This is a genomic window from Actinobacillus seminis, assembly GCF_002263215.1.
GTDB classification, from domain to species: Bacteria; Pseudomonadota; Gammaproteobacteria; order Enterobacterales; family Pasteurellaceae; genus Actinobacillus_B; species Actinobacillus_B seminis.
Window position 1 is genome coordinate 35465 of the sequence record NZ_NLFK01000004.1, and the last position, 17547, is coordinate 53011.

A 17547-nucleotide genomic window follows, 5' to 3' on the forward strand; every position below is an offset into this window, starting at 1 on the left:
TTTTACAATCAATAAAAAATAGTGGAGTTGTTTTGTATTTGATGGCTTGTAAACTAATATTCTTGCCCTACTAATTTTAGAACGCTCATTCCAAGTATTCGGCGATATACCTCAATATATTCCCTTATCCAAGCCATAAAACAATATAAAATAGCTCGGATAACAAGGGCTATCTTCTTGATATTTTGGGCAGAACTACGTTCTACGGTTTCTTTGCCTCTTGCATAAATCACTTTTCCTTTTTCGCTTAGCCTTACTTCATTGGCTCTATCGACGCTTGCTTGATAAATATGGCGTGTAATGAGTTTTTGACCGGATTGGCTTTGACTACAAGGTTGTCCGGCCGGGCAATTAACACAAACCGCTTTATTCGACACATAACAGTGATAACCCTTTCGTGTCGTTGTTTGGTAAATAAGCGTTTCGCATTGTAGTTCCCTTTCTCATTTCGCAGTGCTACAATTATGTAATGTGTTGTAACGTAATAAAAAAGGTTGTAGTTCCCTTTCTCATTTCGCAGTGCTACAATTCTAAGCCCTGTTTCAAGTCAAAGGCAAGTGTTGTAGTTCCCTTTCTCATTTCGCAGTGCTACAATTAGGGTATTCACGACCAACCATTGCCCAAGGTTGTAGTTCCCTTTCTCATTTCGCAGTGCTACAATTGAAGATACAGGTTATAAGCGAATAGGTTTGTTGTAGTTCCCTTTCTCATTTCGCAGTGCTACAATGGATTAAGGCGGGAGGAATCGATTAAGTTTGTTGTAGTTCCCTTTCTCATTTCGCAGTGCTACAATGCTTACCAAGCGTTTTAATGTATGGTGCAAGTTGTAGTTCCCTTTCTCATTTCGCAGTGCTATAATAAAGGAGATTTAACTATGGATAAAGAAAAAGTTGTAGTTCCCTTTCTCATTTCGCAGTGCTACAATTTGACTGCATTTTCAAAAGACTCGTAAGCAGTTGTAGTTCCCTTTCTCATTTCGCAGTGCTACAATGCAAACTACGTCTTGCCGACACTTTCGTGGGTTGTAGTTCCCTTTCTCATTTCGCAGTGCTACAATAAGATGGGTATATTATTCACCAGACACTGCGTTGTAGTTCCCTTTCTCATTTCGCAGTGCTACAATTCTAAACAAATAATCATTTCTCACCTCGCAGTTGTAGTTCCCTTTCTCATTTCGCAGTGCTACAATGACATTAGCTGGCTTTTGCGTGGTAATGGCGTTGTAGTTCCCTTTCTCATTTCGCAGTGCTACAATCTCCCCCGCCCGCTCTATCTGTTTGTTTTGTTGTAGTTCCCTTTCTCATTTCGCAGTGCTACAATTTTCACGATTAGCATATAAGTGCGCAATGTGTTGTAGTTCCCTTTCTCATTTCGCAGTGCTACAATTCCGATGCGCTGGTGCCTTATTATTCAAGGCGCCAGCGCATTTTTGTTAGTAAAAAAATCGAGGAAATTATTTCAAAATATGCCTTTTTCGTGAAATATTTAGCAAAAAGTGCGGTTAAAATTTGAAAAGATTTGTGTAAAAAAAGAAGTTTTTGCTGAAATTTAGTAAAAATTTCTGTCTATAAAATAGTTAATCAAATCATGTGAGCGGTTAAATTTTGCTCAAAATAAATGAGGCATAAATTGTAACAAATACTATTTTTATCGCTAAAAAAGTAGCATTTGATTGGCATTTACTTTCTTCTCTTGAATTTTTAACTCGCCTAACAAAATCGTCATACCGGCAAATTGCTTTTCCGTTACTTCAAGACAACGGATGGCGCCCTCTTCAGGTAAATGTTCACATAAACGTTTGTGGTGTTTTTCCAGCGAATCTCGCCCTCGAACAATACGGGCATACACCGAAAGTTGTAACATTTGATAGCCATCTTTAAGCAAAAATTGCCGAAATTGATTGGCAGCTTTGCGTTTTGCTGCGGTCGTAACCGGTAAGTCAAAAAAGACGATCATTCTCATAAATTTTGCCTCATTCATATTCATGTTCCTCAAGTGGTAGCATTTCAGGGAGTTTTAACTGTTGGGCATTGCGGCTTATTAATGCGATTTGAAAAGACGAAATGGTACGATCAATTGCCGCCAGAACACTGAACGTTTGCTGATTGATGCCAATTTGATAATGCAATAAGCGGATCAATTGTTGCTTCGTTGCCGGGGTTAAGCCATCTTCAAGTTTTCCCTCTTGCCATAAGCGCCATACCATTAAATCCACTAACGGACGAAAAGGTTCAATAAAATCATCAGCAAGATTGAATGGATTTTGTTCATTATGATGAAACAACCCCAACGTCGGCAACCAGCCATATTGCACCAAGGCTCTTGCTACCGCAGAACGCAATACAGTATAGGCATAATTTAGATGGGCATTAATCCGGTTTTCTTGCCGGCGACGGAAATCTTTACCAAAGGCAGTTTGAAAATAAAGTAAAGCCGCTTGCGCTTCGATATTATCTTTATCACCTGATTTCACTTGATTTGCCATAGCATAAAGCATTTTTGCTTCTTTTACATGATAAGATTGAGTTAGCACAAATGCCTGATTACGAATTTTCTGTTGGATAATCACTTGCCATAACTGTTTTTTCTGCGGTTGGCTCATTTCAAGCTGTAATTTGAGTGTTTTTAATTGGCGGTGATATTGAGCAAAAGGTAGCCATTGCCCACAAGGTAAAAATTGCTCATCACAGGTCAGCAACGTGATACCGTATTGTGCAAGGGCAGAAAATAATGGAACCGTGATCACCGTTTCCCGACTTTCTATCACGATAATCGCAATGTCTTCCAGAGGAACGGTAAATTCATTTTCGTCCTGTTGAATTAACATCTGTTGGCGTTGTAAAGATAATTTTCCGCCATGACTAATTAAAATACTTCGCCAGCTCATCTTTTTCTCCTTGAATGACAAAAAATCCCTGTCTTCAACGGAAAACAGGGATTGGGATTAACGAACAGGTGGACGTTGTTTCATTCGGCGACAAGGTCGAATGTTTTTGCCGAGTTCATCTACTTGGTATTTTTGAACGGAAATTGCCGTTTTAACACCAATACCACGATGCAATCCAGCCTTGCCTTTTGAGCTTTCTAAATCGTGTTCTTTGACATTAATAGCTCCAGTTGCCCGATCTAAACCTGCATAATACCCAAAAAATCGCTCTTTTTTCGTTACAACTTCAACTAAATCATTTGGATAAAGTGCAAACTGGAATTGCGCTTTTTCGTCCATTACTTCCCATTCCTCTTCATCTCTCTTTGCTACTACCGCCTTATTCGGCAAAATCCCTTTTGCGACTTGCCAAGTATAAATTGGCACAAGGAAGTATTTTCCGCCTTTAATAAACACATCAACGCGTACCATTGAAGCATTATCCGCGACCCCATTTTCTTGACGCACCAGTACACCCGATTTTTGCACTTGCTCAACACGCACCGCTTTCACCGGTTGCCCACCTTTTTTGTAGAATGGTTCAGCAAAGGCTTTTGCCGGATCATTATTGGCTTGCTCCAAACGGGCTTTTAATGCCTCATAAAGCGCTTTTTCTCGCTCACGATTGACCATATTATCCAGATCTTTTAGCTTCAGCTGCGTTAATGGTACTCGAGAAACACTCAAACCCTCATCTAAACGTTTTGCGGATTTGATGGTTTCCATATGCCCTTGCCCGCTCATTTTGCGAGTTGGCGCACGCGAAACAAAGAGCGGTTGAATAAATTCATGATTTGCTTCGGGGCGATCAGGTAACGCAATCACCATATCTTCCGCAGGTGTTTCGCTAAAAACGCGAATTTCCACTTCTTGACGGAAATATCGCCAAGGTTGTGGAAAATGAAGCGTAATCACTTCTCCGGTTTCCCGATCAATGCTTTCACCGCTAAACACATTCATCTCTTTATAACGCACATAATCAGTGATTTTCTTTTGCAATGAATACGTAGAACAAGCCACCACAATCGCATCAACCGCATGATGCCGATCATTATCTTCACGTACTTTTTTAAGACCCCAACGGTGACGTAACAAAGCGGTAATTTGACCATTTGACGCAAATACCCGCTTTTTGCCTTTTCCAAGTAACAGCATATTTTCCTCAATAAAGCCACAAAGAAAACGTGCCACATAACGAGTATCATTTAAATTGCGCTCTTTAAAACCCTCATCATCCAACTTTTTGGTCAAAATTTTCTGTTTTTTGTGATAAGAAAAACGACTGCCGTTTACTCGTGCGAGAAATTCCCTCCACGCATCTGAGTTGTCCGCACCATGTAACCACTCATAAGGCGTTTGCTTGCCTTTATTTTGGTTTTCATTAGCAAGTACCAATACCTTATTATTAAAACTGTCGTCCCAAGTGCGCGAAAATGGCAAAGTGTGATCGACTTCCACATAACCTTTTTCTAATAAGCGATTTACATCTAACGCTTTGCCCGAATAAAGACATTTACCATGTTGTTGTTCGTACAAACGTATTTTGAGAATATCTTTCGCTTTCGGCTCACCGGCAAAATCCGGAAAAAATTCTTTAAATTTTTGTACCGCTCTTTCGCGTTCATTGCGATTTTCCTCTTGGCGTTTGGTGATGTCGTGGCGTTCGCTAATAGATTTTCCCACTTCTCGTCCGGTTTCAATATGCACACGGGCAGGCGAACCATATAATCGTACCACACCGTTAATCACTTTTCTTGCCTGTGAAAGCGTGCGCAGTACTACAGGATTACGGATTTCAGCAGCGGGAATTTGAGGTAAGAACCGCAGTTCTTTGTTCTCTTTATGACCATAATGATCGCCATAAACCTGTTTACATGCCTCGTCATAACGCAAACCTTGTTCCATCCGCGGTAATATTTTGCTTAAGCTTAACAGCGAGAGCTGAATAAACTTATTGAAATTTAAGTTTTCCAACAACGCATTCAAGACAACGGGCGACAGTTCGCCATCAAGATATTGGCTAATATCCTCATCAGTTTTATAAATCGAAAATGCCACGCCGATTTTATCCAGTAAATCAGGTTTGGTTTTCAACCCGTCCCACTCCGTTTTTAAGCCGTTGCTCTCTAAGGCTTTGCGAATAGCGTGCCACGCTTTCATCTCCATCAAGGTCGTATTTTCAGCATTCTCCTTGCCATAACGTAAACCTTTAAAAATCGCAAAATCCGATAGCTCCAACAATTTGCGAACTTGAGCATAAGTCAACTTCGCTTTTTCAAAAGGTTGATTAATTAATTGGTTACGCTCATCAACGGTTAATGCTCGTTCACTACCATTTTCCAAAATCCGCAAATTATTAAGCTTTGTCAACCAAACAAAATATTCCGCACTATAACTGTTTTTCGGCGCTTTATATTCCGTTGACTCAAAGGTGCATTTGCCCAACATTTTCAAAATCGCTTCACCCGCCAAAGCAGGTTTTTGCCACATCAATAATTCCGCAAAAGCCTGTTCCAACGATTTATCGGTATAAATGTTACCTAACGTGCGTTGTGCTTGAAAAAGTGCGGTCAATTCTGCGAGTAAATCTTTGCGATCGAAAGTATGGCTGTAAGCGCCTCGTTTATTGCGGATATGTCCTTCTTCTTGTTGGAATTTTTTGATAGCGATTTCCGCCGGTGTGGCATATTGATGATTTTGCAAAAGTTGGCGGTTTTCGCTTACACCTTTTAACAACGCACCAAACTCTTTATTATCCGTTTTACTTTCATTTTTACGTTGCGACAAATAGCCACGATGTTTTAACAAATGCAACAGTACTGCCGCCCATTCTGTGCGATTTAGTCGTTTCGTTAAACCTTGCACGCGCAATTCCCACGGATTATTAGGCAAAGGTTTTAAGGTTGAAGCGGAAATAAAATCTCCTGCAGACAACACACCCGATTGTTTTAATAACCGTTTCGCCTTTAACAAACGAAAAGCCCGGCGTTTAACCAGACGTCGCCCACTTCTCGCCAAACGCCGTGCCAACGCAAGAGAATCTCCCGTTTTAGGTACTTCCGCTCGTTCAAATGTCCGAACGCCTAAATCAATCAACCGCAAAGGATTTTCATTTTGATCGATTTCCACCACAGCCCAACCGACAGAGGCAATTCCTAAATCTAAACCCAAAATATAATTTAATGGTTTCATTTGAATAATCCTTTTAATAAAATGAAGTAATACTGTTATTTTTACCACAATTTAAAGGAAATATTGACAGGTTTTATTCAGATTCGTAGAATAGCCCACATATTGTTGCACTGCGAAATGAGAAACGTTGCTACAATAAGGCTTTTCTGAAAAGAATTGACCGCAATGCTCTGCCCCTTGTAATTTCGGTTGCCGGGGCATCATTTATCTGTCCTAAATCCCAACTCAAAGCAGCCTCATTAAGCTTATTTTAGTGATAAATGTGTATTTTTTTTAACCATACGCCAAATAGCGGAGAAAAGAAAGTTCTGTAATCAATTTTATGTAAAGCTCCCCTTTCTCTTTGTGCCAATTTAGCTAATGTTTCATTTTTAATTTATAAAGAATTAACTTATCAATTTTTCCTTTTGCCTTTTCAGTGAGTTTTTTTATTTTAAATATCCCCGTCCTTTAGGGCAGGGATATTTAAATATGATAGGTATTGATCTCCTTATTGGGTGTAAAGAATGTCTCAATTTTTAAACATTATTGAACTAGGCTACTGAAAATCTATATTTCAGACCGGATAAATTCTTTGGGGGCTGTAGTATCAGCTATGCTAATCTACTACAGCCCTAAAATGATGTTGTTAGCATCAAGCATGACACCGTTATTATTACTTACCACAATATTGAAACGGGTATTTAACCAGCTATTTTCCGTTGTCACGAAAAGTCGAATGAAAGACAATTTCAGATTTTATTTCTAATTAAACAATAGCAAAGTATAACCATTTTATCATATTGAAAATAAAGCATTTAATGTACACACTTTGGTTGGATTGTTGAGAAAGTTAAGCGACCGTATCGTGCAAAATTTAACGGATTTATGGTGAAGAACGTGCCAAATTCAGATAAAATGGCGCCCGTATTTATCGTGCTTGGCACAAAAGTACGGTGATTTTTTCATTTTTTTGAGGAACACTATGTCTGAATTACTAATTGCTGCAATCTTAGGGATTGTGGAAGGATTGACCGAATTTTTACCGGTTTCATCGACCGGTCATATGATTATCGTCGGTCATCTATTAGGGTTTGAAGGGAAAAAAGCGGCAACCTTTGAAGTGATTATCCAGTTGGGGTCGATTCTTGCGGTTGTCGTGATGTTCTGGCGTAAATTATTTGGTTTAATCGGCATCCATTTTGGGCAAAAACCGGATTATTCTCAACCGCACTTAAAGCTAGTGCATATTTTGTTGGGGATGATTCCTGCTGTGGTGCTTGGGCTGATTTTTCATAAAAATATCAAATCCTTATTTAGCCCTGAGATGGTGATGTATTCGTTGACCGTCGGCGGAGTTTTATTAATTATTGCTGAAAAAATGCGCCCGAAAGTGACTGCACACAGCGTGGATCAGATGACATATAAACAAGCCTTTAGCATCGGTTTATTTCAATGTTTAGCCTTGTGGCCGGGATTTTCCCGCTCCGGCGCGACGATTTCCGGCGGGTTGTTAATGGGCGTCGGGCGCCAAGCGGCGGCAGAATATTCCTTTATGTTAGCAGTACCAATGATGTTGGGGGCGACCGTATTGGATTTGTATAAAAGTTTAAGTTTTTTAACACTGGCTGATTTGCCGATGTTTGCGGTAGGATTTGTGACAGCATTTATTGTGGCATTAATTGCAATTAAAACGTTCTTAAATATTATCAAACGAATTTCGTTTATTCCGTTTGCAATTTACCGTTTTATCGTCGCGATTGCAGTTTATTTTGTATTTATTCACTAAGTTAATGCAATCAACAAAAAAGTGCGGTTAAAAATGACCGCACTTTTGCTCATGTTAACAAAGAGAAATAAAAAACCTTAAAATCTTCGTGGTTTTAAGGTTTTTTTATATGTTGATAATGGCGCCAAATTATACGGAGTGAAACGCACGGTTAAAATAAACCAAGCTTTTTCCATGTTGTACAAGCGGTAATTCCACATTTATTAGTTGCGTTGCGGTAGTAATCATATTAACTACAGCGCATTTTATTGAGAAAAATGCGCTTTTTTAATCTGATAAATTTCCCTTTTTTCCCGATCAATTTCTGCTTGAATGGAAAACGCACGCATTAAATTTTCTGGTGTTAATACGTATTCCGTTGCGCCATGGGCGATGATTGTCCCTTTTTCTAACAGGATAATTTCATCACAAAAACGGTAAGCAAGGGAAAGGTGGTGGATGGCGACAATACAGGTTTGTTTCGGCGTGAGGGATTTAAGTTGTTCCATGATGTCAATTTGATAGTAAGGATCAAGCGGCGCGATAGGTTCATCTGCCAGTAACAACGGTGTGTTTTTGATACAGCAACGTGCCAATTGTACGCGGGCTTTTTCACCACCGGAGAGCTGTTGAAAAGGCTTTTTTAGTAAATGAGTAATCGAAAATTGCGTAGAAATTGACTGCACTTTTTGTTGTTCTTCTACTGTTTTTAGTGGGTAAGGTAAGCCTAAGGCAATGACATCATAAACGGATAAATCCCAGTAAATCGGTATATTTTGTGCAAGATAAGCCAGTTGTTCACTGCGTTGTTTGGCACTCATTTGAGATAAGAGCTTATCCGCCAGCCAAATTCTCCCTTCGTTCAGCGACAAAATGCCAGCGATACTTTTCAGTAAGGTAGATTTTCCCGCTCCGTTAGCGCCCATAATACCGATTAATTTGCCTTTTGGGATTTGGCAATTGAGGTGGGACAAACCGTAGGCGAGGGTGACGTTTTCCAATTTAATCATTTGCCATTCTCCGTTGTTGCGTGAGTAAAATCCAAATTAAAAATGGCGCGCCGATAATGGAGGTGAGTGTGCCGATATAAATATGGGAAAAAAAAGGCAGATACAAAATGCATAGATCTGCTATCAAAAGCAACAGCGCGCCAATCAGGGCGCCGGTTAAATATAGTTGTGATGGGCGTTTTTTCAAGATAATGCGCGCTACGTGCGGGGCGATTAAACCGATAAATCCGATGGTGCCGGTTTGCGGAATGGTAGTGCCAACCAATAAGGCGACCCCGAAAGTAGTGATGAAAAAACTGTGTTTGAGGTTCATGCCCATGGTGGCGGCAGTTTCTTCGCCAAAGGTTAATACATCAAGATAGTGTCGTTGTTGATAAAGGCAAAATAAACCGACTGAAGCAATGGGGACGGAAATGAATAGGGTATCTAATTTTGCCCAAGCAAGTGAGCCTTGTAACCAGCGATAAAGCTCCGCTAGCGCCCAAGGACTTTCGGCGTTAGAGAGTAATAAGGCAATCGCCGAACCCAACAGCATATTGATTGCAATGCCACTTAAAATCATCATGGTGGTACCTCGATTTCTCGCTATCCAGTAAACCGGCAGAAAGCTGAATAACGCGCCTAAGACGCCGGCGATTAAGAGTAATGAAAACGGTACGGAAAAATAATACAGCATAAATACGCTGGCGGTTGTTGCGCCATTCGCGCTGCCTAGCAAGCCCGGGCTTGCCAGCGGATTTTGGAAAACTCCTTGCATGGCATTGCCGGCTATCGCTAAACTGGCTCCGGTGAATACTGCCAACAAAATGCGCGGCAGACGAATATCCCACAATACCAGCGGGCGCATATCGGTTAGCACGCCCTCGGCATTTTTTAAGGCAGAAAATTGATGCAGATCGTACCAGCTGGCTAGGCCTATGGTTGCCAGTAAAAGGAGTAAAAGTGCGGTGTTAAATGGCATTATTTTCATTTGATATTCTAATTTTTATTATCTAAAAGCTGCCCTATAGTGTACTACTTATCTTGATTGAGTTGCTGATAAATCTTTGCGGCAGCTTGCCAGATACCATGATCAAAACAGTAGGTATATTTTAAAGGAATAGTTGCAGTTTTTTGATTTTTAAATAAATTTTTTAGCAAAGGATGATGGAATAACTCTGCTTGTTGGCTGTAGCCTTGTTTATCGGTTAAGGAAATTAACCGATTGGGTTGGCTTAATAAGATTTTTTCTAAGGAAAAATTTTGCGCGGTCAGGGATGTTTTTAACGGGGTTAAGCCTAAAAGTTGCAAAAGGGTTTGATAATTTGGCAAATTACTTTCCACAACGCCGGTATCCGCTAAAATTAAGGTGTCGTTTACCATTTGATTTAATTGGAAATTTTTCGATTTCAACTGCGCAACCAATTGCTCGGCTTTGTCACGGTTATCGGTGAGCTGCCCCAGCTGCAAAATCAGCTTAAACAGCTGTTCTGCGGTTTGGGGGCTATCGTTAATCGGCAGTATTTTCACCTTAAGTTGCGTTAACGCGGTAACCAATTGCGGATAAAAGCGCTCGTTAATCAGAATCGTTTTGTCCAAATAGGGCAATAATTGGCTTAATCGCGGTTCAAGCGTCGGTTTATCTTGATTAATTTTATCCAACATCATCAAGGGATTTGTTGAGTAAGGCGACATGGCGGCAATTTGCTCTGGGCGTGCGATTTCTATCAGCAAGCGATCGCTGCACAAGGTCAGTGAAACAAATTGTTCCGTGTTCGCCTCAACTGTTGCAGAAAAAAGCCAAAGTGCGGTCAAAAAAGGGAAAGTTTTTTTCATCTTAAAATTAAACGGTGAGCAAATGCCCACCGTTTTTCCAGGTTAGAAGCTGCCTTTTAAGCCGACGTAAATATTACGACCGTCTTGCCCATAGCCAAGGACATTTTCGTATTTTTTATCAAAGAGATTATTTAAGTTGACATAAACATTGAGGTTTTTCGTCACTTGATAATTTGCCCCTAAATTGACTAAGGTATAGGATGGCATTTTCGCGCGATATGATGTCCGAGTTGCTTCGTCGTAATAAGTATCGGTGCGTTTGCCAACATGGGAAATATTGATATCGGATCCCAGTTTTTCGGTTACTTGGTAAGCGAGACCGGCATTCGCCATATGTTTTGGGCGACGTAGCAAATCTTGGTTTTGGCTATCGCGACTATTTGTGTAAGTATAATTGGCATAAGCGGTGAGATTATTGGTTAATTGACCGTTATAAGCCATTTCCACGCCTTTAATTTTGGTTTTCCCATCAAGATTAATGGCTTGTGTCCAAGCGGCATTTGTTGAAATGAAATTTTCGACATTCCGTGCAAAATAAGTAATATCCAGGCTGTGTTTTTTATCTGTGGATTCAATGAATAAACCAAGATCGCCACCAATACTTTTTTCCGGTTTCAAATTTGGGTTTCCGATAAAATTCCCAAAATAGCCAAAATATTCAATAAACGTTGGATTTTGAATTGCTTTACCAAAACTTGCGTGAGTACGGAAATTTTGAGATAAACGATAAGCGCCCGCAATTCGACCTGTCCACGCATTTTCATATTGCGAATTATCAATGTAACGCCCACCAATGGATAAACTATGATCATTTTCGCTAAATAAACGGTATTCCAATGCAGCACTTTTCTCAATGAGTTTTTTCTCATCAATATAATTATTGGCATCATAGTTTGATTTCTCATAATTCGCTAAGAGACTGATTGCTTGAGTGAGCGAGCCTTCACGATCAAAATTAATATCTAATTGATAATTTGCACTAAGGCGTTTTGCATCATTGGCGCGTTTCATATTCTCAAATTGAGAGGTATTATAGTTTAAGCTATAAGCGAAAGTATCAATATCTGTCTTTAAACGGCTTAAACTGAATTGCTGTTTAAAGCGTTGTTTTGTATTGCCGAGATAGCCGGTCAATTTAAATAACCCGTTACGAGTTCGGGTATAATCGTCATAAGCGGTTTCTGCCCGACCATTTGCGGTATCATCAAAATGTCCAGTTTTGCTGGTGTGTGAAGCTAATAACTCAAGCCCTTTTTGTTCATCAGCGTAGCCAAAACGGGCTGAAATATTATCACTATGGAATTTATCTCGTTCAGTTGCGCTGCCTGTAACAATCTCTTTTTTCCCATCTGATGACATATAGCGAAATTGATCTTCACTAAATGCGGAAATTCCACGAGTACGGTGGCTATCTCCATGGAGAGAATAATAAAATCCGTTGTGATAACCTGAAAGTGTCATAGAACCATCATAAGTACCATGGGAGCCTGTACCTAGGTCAAAATCGACATTAAATGGCTTATCTTTATAAAGCCCGCTTTTTGTCGTAATGTAAATGACACCGCCTAATGCATTACTTCCCCAAAGTGCGGATTGTTCGCCACGCAATATTTCAATTCGATCAATATGACTTAAACTCAGTCCACCAAAATCAAAGCCATCCCCATTAATTGGATTTGCTCTCACGCCATCAATAATGACGGTGGTATGATTGGAATCAGCGCCACGTAGAAATAAACTGGTTAGCGAACCTCGTCCACCATTTGCCCCTATTGCTACACCCGGTACGGTTTTCAGTACATCACTTACATAAGAGGCATTACGAGCGGCAAACTCTTTTTCCGTTAACACCGTCACGGAAGAAGCGGTTTTATCCTGATTTACCGGCGTTGCATAAGCGGAATAGACATTAATCGTGGATAGATTTTCCGTCGTAGAATCGGTTTGCGCGAGGATAAATGGAGTTGTGGTAAGAAGAATTGTGGTGGTAATAAGATTTTTTTTCATATTTGCTGTGTTCCTAGATGAAAAGTACGGTCGATATTATACACAAAAATCTAAGTGCACAAAGCCAGTTACGAATTGAACAACAAATAAGGGCGTGAAAAAAAATTTTATTTTACATGAATAAAATTCATAAAAAATGCGGTGACTTTTTAAAATATTTTAAAAATCCACCGCACTTTTAAGCGCTTTGAGCAGTTAGGCGAAATTACATCATGCCGCCCATACCTCCCATGCCGCCCATTCCGGCTGCACCGAGGTCTGCTTTATCTTCTTTTGGTAATTCAGTGACCATAGCTTCAGTGGTAATCATCAATCCGGCAATTGATGCAGCGAATTGAAGTGCTGAACGGGTTACTTTAGTTGGATCCAAAATACCCATTTCGATCATGTCGCCATATTGTTCGGTACCGGCGTTGTAACCGAAGTTTCCTTCGCCATTTTTCACCGTACTTGCAACCACCGACGCTTCTTCACCTGCATTTGCCACGATCTGGCGTAATGGTGCTTCCATTGCACGTAGAGCAAGTTTGATACCCACGTTCTGTTCTTCGTTATCGCCTTTGATGCTTGCAGCCACTTTAGTTGCAGCACGAATTAAAGCAACGCCACCGCCGGCAACAACCCCTTCTTCCACCGCAGCGCGAGTAGCGTGTAATGCATCTTCAACGCGGTCTTTTTTCTCTTTCATTTCCACTTCAGTCGCGGCACCCACTTTGATTACAGCCACACCGCCAGCAAGTTTCGCTACGCGTTCTTGCAGTTTTTCACGGTCATAATCGGACGTGCTTTCTTCAATTTGTTGACGAATTTGAGCCACACGACCTTTAATTTGTGCTTCTTCGCCGATGCCGTCAATAATGGTTGTATTATCTTTGTTGATCACAACGCGTTTTGCTTGACCAAGATCTTCTAAGGTGGCTTTTTCAAGTTCCATACCAATTTCTTCAGAGATCACGGTACCGGCAGTTAAAATCGCGATATCTTGTAACATTGCTTTACGACGATCGCCAAAGCCCGGAGCTTTCACTGCTGCAACTTTTACGATGCCGCGCATGGTGTTCACCACTAAGGTTGCTAAGGCTTCGCCCTCTACGTCTTCCGCAATGATTAGAAGTGGTTTACCTGCTTTTGCAACGCCTTCTAATACCGGTAATAATTCGCGGATATTAGAGATTTTTTTGTCCACTAATAAAATGAACGGATTGTCTAATTCAACGGTTGCGGTTTCCGGTTTGTTGATGAAGTATGGGGATAAGTAACCGCGGTCGAATTGCATCCCTTCAACTACGTCCAATTCGTCTTCAAGGCCGGTACCGTCTTCAACAGTGATAACCCCTTCTTTGCCCACTTTTTCCATTGCTTGCGCAATTAATTGACCCACGACGTTGTCAGAGTTTGCTGAAATGGTACCTACTTGCTCGATTTCTTTTGAGGTTTCGCAAGGTTTTGACAGGGCTTTTAATTCAGTGACAACAGCGGCAACTGCTTTGTCGATACCGCGTTTTAAATCCATTGGGTTCATGCCCGCGGCAACAGCTTTTAAGCCTTCGTTGACGATAGCCTGCGCAAGTACAGTTGCGGTTGTTGTACCGTCACCTGCAGCGTCATTAGCTTTAGAAGCGACTTCTTTCACCATTTGGGCGCCCATGTTTTCAAATTTATCTTCCAATTCAATTTCACGAGCTACAGATACACCGTCTTTGGTAATGGTTGGTGCGCCGAAAGCTTTGTCTAAAATAACGTTGCGACCTTTAGGACCTAAAGTCACTTTTACTGCATCTGCTAATACATTCACACCCGCTAACATTTTTACGCGAGCATCATTGCCGAATTTTACGTCTTTTGCTGCCATTTTGATTTATTCCTCTATTTCTGTAGGGACACACTATGGCGTCCGTGATTAAATTTATATGAGATTGATAGACACAGGTTGTGTGCCTATGATTATTCTACGATTGCTAAAATATCGTTTTCAGAGATGATCAAGACTTCTTCACCGTCAATTTTCTCTGATTTTACACCGTAACTTTCGTTGAAAATGACCGTATCGCCCACTTTAACATCCAATGGTTGTATGCTTCCATTGTCTAAAATGCGGCCTTTACCGACTGCTAATACTTTGGCGCGAGTGGATTTTGTAGCTGCCGAACCGGTTAAAACGATACCGCCGGCGGATTTGGTTTCAACTTCTTCACGTTTAATAATCACACGATCATGTAATGGACGAATATTCATTTTAATTTCCTTCTTAAAGTTAAAATTAGCGAAAAGCAAAATCTATATGGGGGATATTTTTTGCCTTTCAAGGGAAAAAAGTAAAATTATTTAACTCTTTTATCTTCATCAACTCGGCGTTCAAATTCCGCTTCAAATATCTCGCTGTTTTGAGATTGTCCGGTGTAGTTGGAGTAATAAGTGCGGTGAGTTTTAAAGAAGAATTTGGAACGAAATGCTCCCGTTTTTTTGCTGATAAAACGCTGTACCAATCCGCTACCGACAGGGCTTAATAATAACAACGCTAAAATGTCGGTAAGAAATCCGGGGATAAAAAATAAAATGCCGGCGAAGATCCGGCAACCGGATTTCAGCAAGGAGACGGTTGGTAATTCGCCTTGTGCTAATTGTTGACGCACGTTAAACAAGGTGTACCAGCCACGGGTACGAATTAAAAATAAGCCGAAAAAGGAGGATAAAACCAGCAATAAAATCACGTTGATGATGCCCAATGTGGATCCGAACCATACGATAATGGACAGTTCGGCATAAATAAAAGTAAAGGCGATCAAGCACAAAATTAGTAGCGGCATGAGTTATTCCTATTTCAATAAGACTGTTGTTCGTTATGGGGGATTATTTCTAAATTTCAAGAGAGTTAGCCCTAAAAAAACTAATGAATAGCATAAAATTAAAGTCGGTGAGCGACCTTGAAAATATGATCGGGATCACGTTTTTTGCTCAGTCACTTGCCTATAATGTCACCTACTGCAAATTTATCCATCTAGTGAAAGGAGATATATGATGACAACAAGAAAAGAAGTGGATTTACTGGGCGAACGCGAAGTGCCGGCGGAGGCTTATTGGGGAATTCACACATTAAGAGCGGTGGAAAATTTTAATATTTCTAATGTCACTATTTCAGACGTTCCCGAATTTGTACGCGGTATGGTGATGGTGAAAAAGGCGACCGCCCTTGCCAATGGGGAATTAGGCGCTATTCCGGAAGATATTGCTAATGCGATCGTTAAAGCCTGTGATGCGATTTTGGTGGATGGTAAATGTATGGATCAATTCCCATCTGATGTGTATCAAGGCGGTGCGGGAACCTCTGTTAATATGAACACCAACGAAGTGGTGGCAAACTTAGCGTTAGAAATTTTAGGACATAAAAAAGGTGAATATCAATATTTAGATCCGATGGATCATGTTAACGCCAGCCAATCTACGAATGATGCTTATCCAACCGGTTTTCGGATTGCGGTGTATAACAGTATTATGAAATTGGTGACCAAGGTACTTTATTTACAACAAGGATTTGAAAATAAAGCGAAAGAATTTGCCCATGTGTTAAAAATGGGACGAACCCAATTGCAAGATGCGGTACCAATGACCGTTGGGCAAGAATTTAAAGCTTTCTCTGTGTTGTTAGATGAAGAAGTACGCAATTTGACTCGCACCGCAGAATTATTGCTTGAAGTAAATTTAGGGGCAACTGCGATCGGTACCGGTTTAAATACACCGAAAGGTTATACCGAGTTAGTCGTAAAACATTTGGCTGAGATATCCGGATTACCTTGTGTGAATGCGGAAAATTTAATTGAAGCAACATCCGATTGCGGTGCTTATGTGATGATGCATGGTGCGTTAAAACGAACTGCGGTAAAATTGTCTAAAGTGTGTAATGATTTACGTTTACTTTCTTCCGGTCCGCGTGCGGGGTTGAATGAAATTAACTTGCCGGAATTACAAGCAGGTTCATCCATTATGCCGGCGAAAGTCAACCCGGTCGTGCCGGAAGTGGTAAACCAAGTTTGTTTTAAAATTATTGGTAATGATACTACTATTACGTTTGCTTCCGAAGCTGGCCAATTGCAATTGAACGTCATGGAGCCGGTGATTGGTCAAGCAATGTTTGAAAGTATTGATATTTTGACTAATGCTTGCGTGAACTTACGCGATAAATGTATCGACGGTATCACTGTTAACAAAGAAATTTGTGAAAACTATGTGTTTAACTCTATCGGTATTGTGACGTACCTTAATCCATTTATTGGTCATCACAACGGCGACATTGTGGGTAAAATTTGTGCAACCACAGGGCGCAGTGTACGTGAAGTAGTGTTAGAGAAAGGATTGCTCACAGAAGCGGAATTAGACGATATTCTTTCTGCTGAAAATCTAATGAATCCGACTTATAAAGCAAAATTGAAAAAATAATTAAATTTTACCCTATTATCCAAGAGCCGAAATTTGCGGCTCTTTTTATGCCTGAAAATGTAGCACTCTTATTTAATAATACTACTTTATAGGTATTTTCAGTATACGATGTAAATTTTCCTATCATCATTTAACTTTTTGAAAAGTTTAGAATTTAATTACCTCTTTAGAGTTATTTTTGTATAGTAAAATAATAATTATTAAGATAATTCAAGCAACATATTGATCGGGAGCAATAAATTATCAAATTATTAAGAAAAACTCTTTTTCCTCTGCTATTGTTAACATGAAATTCATCTATGTTTGTTGTGGGAATAAATAAAATACCTTTATGTAGCACAACAAGATAATTAAGCATGTTAATTTCTTAATTTGGAGTGATTATTGTGAACATTTTGAAAAAAACGCTATTTTCT

At 40.1% G+C, this 17547-nt stretch carries 14 protein-coding genes and 1 CRISPR repeat array; of the genes, 2 read left to right on the top strand and 12 right to left on the bottom strand.

Going from position 1 to position 17547, the window contains the following annotated elements; genetic code table 11:
* Nucleotides 1-53: 53 nt before the first annotated feature.
* From CFY87_RS04915 to CFY87_RS11675, 5 genes are all read right to left on the bottom strand, one after another.
* The gene (locus CFY87_RS04915; protein WP_094946289.1) at nt 54-416 is read right to left on the bottom strand and encodes a transposase; all 363 of its coding nucleotides are present in this window, start codon (nt 414-416) and stop codon (nt 54-56) included.
* A gap of 11 nt (nt 417-427) precedes the next feature.
* Nucleotides 428-1386: a CRISPR direct-repeat array (repeat unit 36 nt; unit sequence GTTGTAGTTCCCTTTCTCATTTCGCAGTGCTACAAT).
* A gap of 267 nt (nt 1387-1653) precedes the next feature.
* Nucleotides 1654-1980, bottom strand: a complete 327-nt coding sequence (gene cas2, locus CFY87_RS04920; protein ID WP_094946143.1) for a CRISPR-associated endonuclease Cas2 — start codon at nt 1978-1980, stop codon at nt 1654-1656.
* Nucleotides 1973-2887: a type II CRISPR-associated endonuclease Cas1 gene (cas1, locus tag CFY87_RS04925; RefSeq protein WP_094946144.1), complete on the bottom strand. Its 915-nt coding sequence runs from the start codon at nt 2885-2887 to the stop codon at nt 1973-1975. The genes cas2 and cas1 overlap by 8 nt, the downstream gene beginning before the upstream one ends.
* Before the next feature lie 57 nt (nt 2888-2944).
* Nucleotides 2945-6124: a type II CRISPR RNA-guided endonuclease Cas9 gene (cas9, locus tag CFY87_RS04930; RefSeq protein WP_094946290.1), complete on the bottom strand. Its 3180-nt coding sequence runs from the start codon at nt 6122-6124 to the stop codon at nt 2945-2947.
* A gap of 45 nt (nt 6125-6169) precedes the next feature.
* Entirely contained in the window at nt 6170-6322 is a 153-nt protein-coding gene (locus CFY87_RS11675) for a hypothetical protein (protein ID WP_158216611.1), read from the bottom strand.
* 760 nt (nt 6323-7082) lie between these two features.
* Here CFY87_RS11675 and bacA point away from each other — a divergent pair.
* Nucleotides 7083-7886: an undecaprenyl-diphosphate phosphatase gene (bacA, locus tag CFY87_RS04935; protein WP_094946145.1), complete on the top strand. Its 804-nt coding sequence runs from the start codon at nt 7083-7085 to the stop codon at nt 7884-7886.
* A gap of 245 nt (nt 7887-8131) precedes the next feature.
* Here the strand turns inward: bacA and CFY87_RS04940 are convergent, their stop codons facing one another.
* From CFY87_RS04940 to CFY87_RS04970, 7 genes are all read right to left on the bottom strand, one after another.
* The gene (locus tag CFY87_RS04940; RefSeq protein WP_094946146.1) at nt 8132-8875 is read right to left on the bottom strand and encodes an ABC transporter ATP-binding protein; all 744 of its coding nucleotides are present in this window, start codon (nt 8873-8875) and stop codon (nt 8132-8134) included.
* Complete coding sequence (locus CFY87_RS04945; RefSeq protein WP_094946147.1) at nt 8868-9845, bottom strand: FecCD family ABC transporter permease; 978 nt, start codon at nt 9843-9845, stop codon at nt 8868-8870. The genes CFY87_RS04940 and CFY87_RS04945 overlap by 8 nt, the downstream gene beginning before the upstream one ends.
* Before the next feature lie 44 nt (nt 9846-9889).
* The gene (locus tag CFY87_RS04950) at nt 9890-10690 is read right to left on the bottom strand and encodes a substrate-binding domain-containing protein (protein ID WP_094946148.1); all 801 of its coding nucleotides are present in this window, start codon (nt 10688-10690) and stop codon (nt 9890-9892) included.
* Between the two features lie 42 nt (nt 10691-10732).
* Complete coding sequence (locus CFY87_RS04955; protein ID WP_094946149.1) at nt 10733-12697, bottom strand: TonB-dependent receptor plug domain-containing protein; 1965 nt, start codon at nt 12695-12697, stop codon at nt 10733-10735.
* Nucleotides 12698-12902: 205 nt separating this feature from the next.
* Nucleotides 12903-14549 carry a chaperonin GroEL gene (groL, locus tag CFY87_RS04960; protein ID WP_094946150.1) on the bottom strand — a complete coding sequence of 549 codons (1647 nt, stop codon included), beginning with the start codon at nt 14547-14549 and terminating at the stop codon, nt 12903-12905.
* Nucleotides 14550-14641: 92 nt separating this feature from the next.
* On the bottom strand, nt 14642-14932 hold the full coding sequence (locus CFY87_RS04965; protein WP_094946151.1) for a co-chaperone GroES: 291 nt from the start codon (nt 14930-14932) through the stop codon (nt 14642-14644).
* Nucleotides 14933-15018: 86 nt separating this feature from the next.
* Nucleotides 15019-15504, bottom strand: a complete 486-nt coding sequence (locus tag CFY87_RS04970; protein ID WP_094946152.1) for an FxsA family protein — start codon at nt 15502-15504, stop codon at nt 15019-15021.
* Nucleotides 15505-15712: 208 nt separating this feature from the next.
* Between CFY87_RS04970 and aspA the strand changes: the two genes are divergently transcribed.
* Nucleotides 15713-17131, top strand: a complete 1419-nt coding sequence (aspA, locus tag CFY87_RS04975; RefSeq protein WP_094946153.1) for an aspartate ammonia-lyase — start codon at nt 15713-15715, stop codon at nt 17129-17131.
* Nucleotides 17132-17547: the final 416 nt, after the last annotated feature.

Coding starts and splice junctions, on each gene's coding strand:
- CFY87_RS04940 (WP_094946146.1), bottom strand. CDS start 8,875: ATGATTAAATTGGAAAACGTCACCCTCGCCTACGGTTTGTCCCACCTC.
- CFY87_RS11675 (WP_158216611.1), bottom strand. CDS start 6,322: ATGATGCCCCGGCAACCGAAATTACAAGGGGCAGAGCATTGCGGTCAA.
- CFY87_RS04945 (WP_094946147.1), bottom strand. CDS start 9,845: ATGAAAATAATGCCATTTAACACCGCACTTTTACTCCTTTTACTGGCA.
- CFY87_RS04950 (WP_094946148.1), bottom strand. CDS start 10,690: ATGAAAAAAACTTTCCCTTTTTTGACCGCACTTTGGCTTTTTTCTGCA.
- CFY87_RS04970 (WP_094946152.1), bottom strand. CDS start 15,504: ATGCCGCTACTAATTTTGTGCTTGATCGCCTTTACTTTTATTTATGCC.
- bacA (WP_094946145.1), top strand. CDS start 7,083: ATGTCTGAATTACTAATTGCTGCAATCTTAGGGATTGTGGAAGGATTG.
- cas2 (WP_094946143.1), bottom strand. CDS start 1,980: ATGAATGAGGCAAAATTTATGAGAATGATCGTCTTTTTTGACTTACCG.
- CFY87_RS04955 (WP_094946149.1), bottom strand. CDS start 12,697: ATGAAAAAAAATCTTATTACCACCACAATTCTTCTTACCACAACTCCA.
- cas1 (WP_094946144.1), bottom strand. CDS start 2,887: ATGAGCTGGCGAAGTATTTTAATTAGTCATGGCGGAAAATTATCTTTA.
- aspA (WP_094946153.1), top strand. CDS start 15,713: ATGATGACAACAAGAAAAGAAGTGGATTTACTGGGCGAACGCGAAGTG.
- groL (WP_094946150.1), bottom strand. CDS start 14,549: ATGGCAGCAAAAGACGTAAAATTCGGCAATGATGCTCGCGTAAAAATG.
- CFY87_RS04965 (WP_094946151.1), bottom strand. CDS start 14,932: ATGAATATTCGTCCATTACATGATCGTGTGATTATTAAACGTGAAGAA.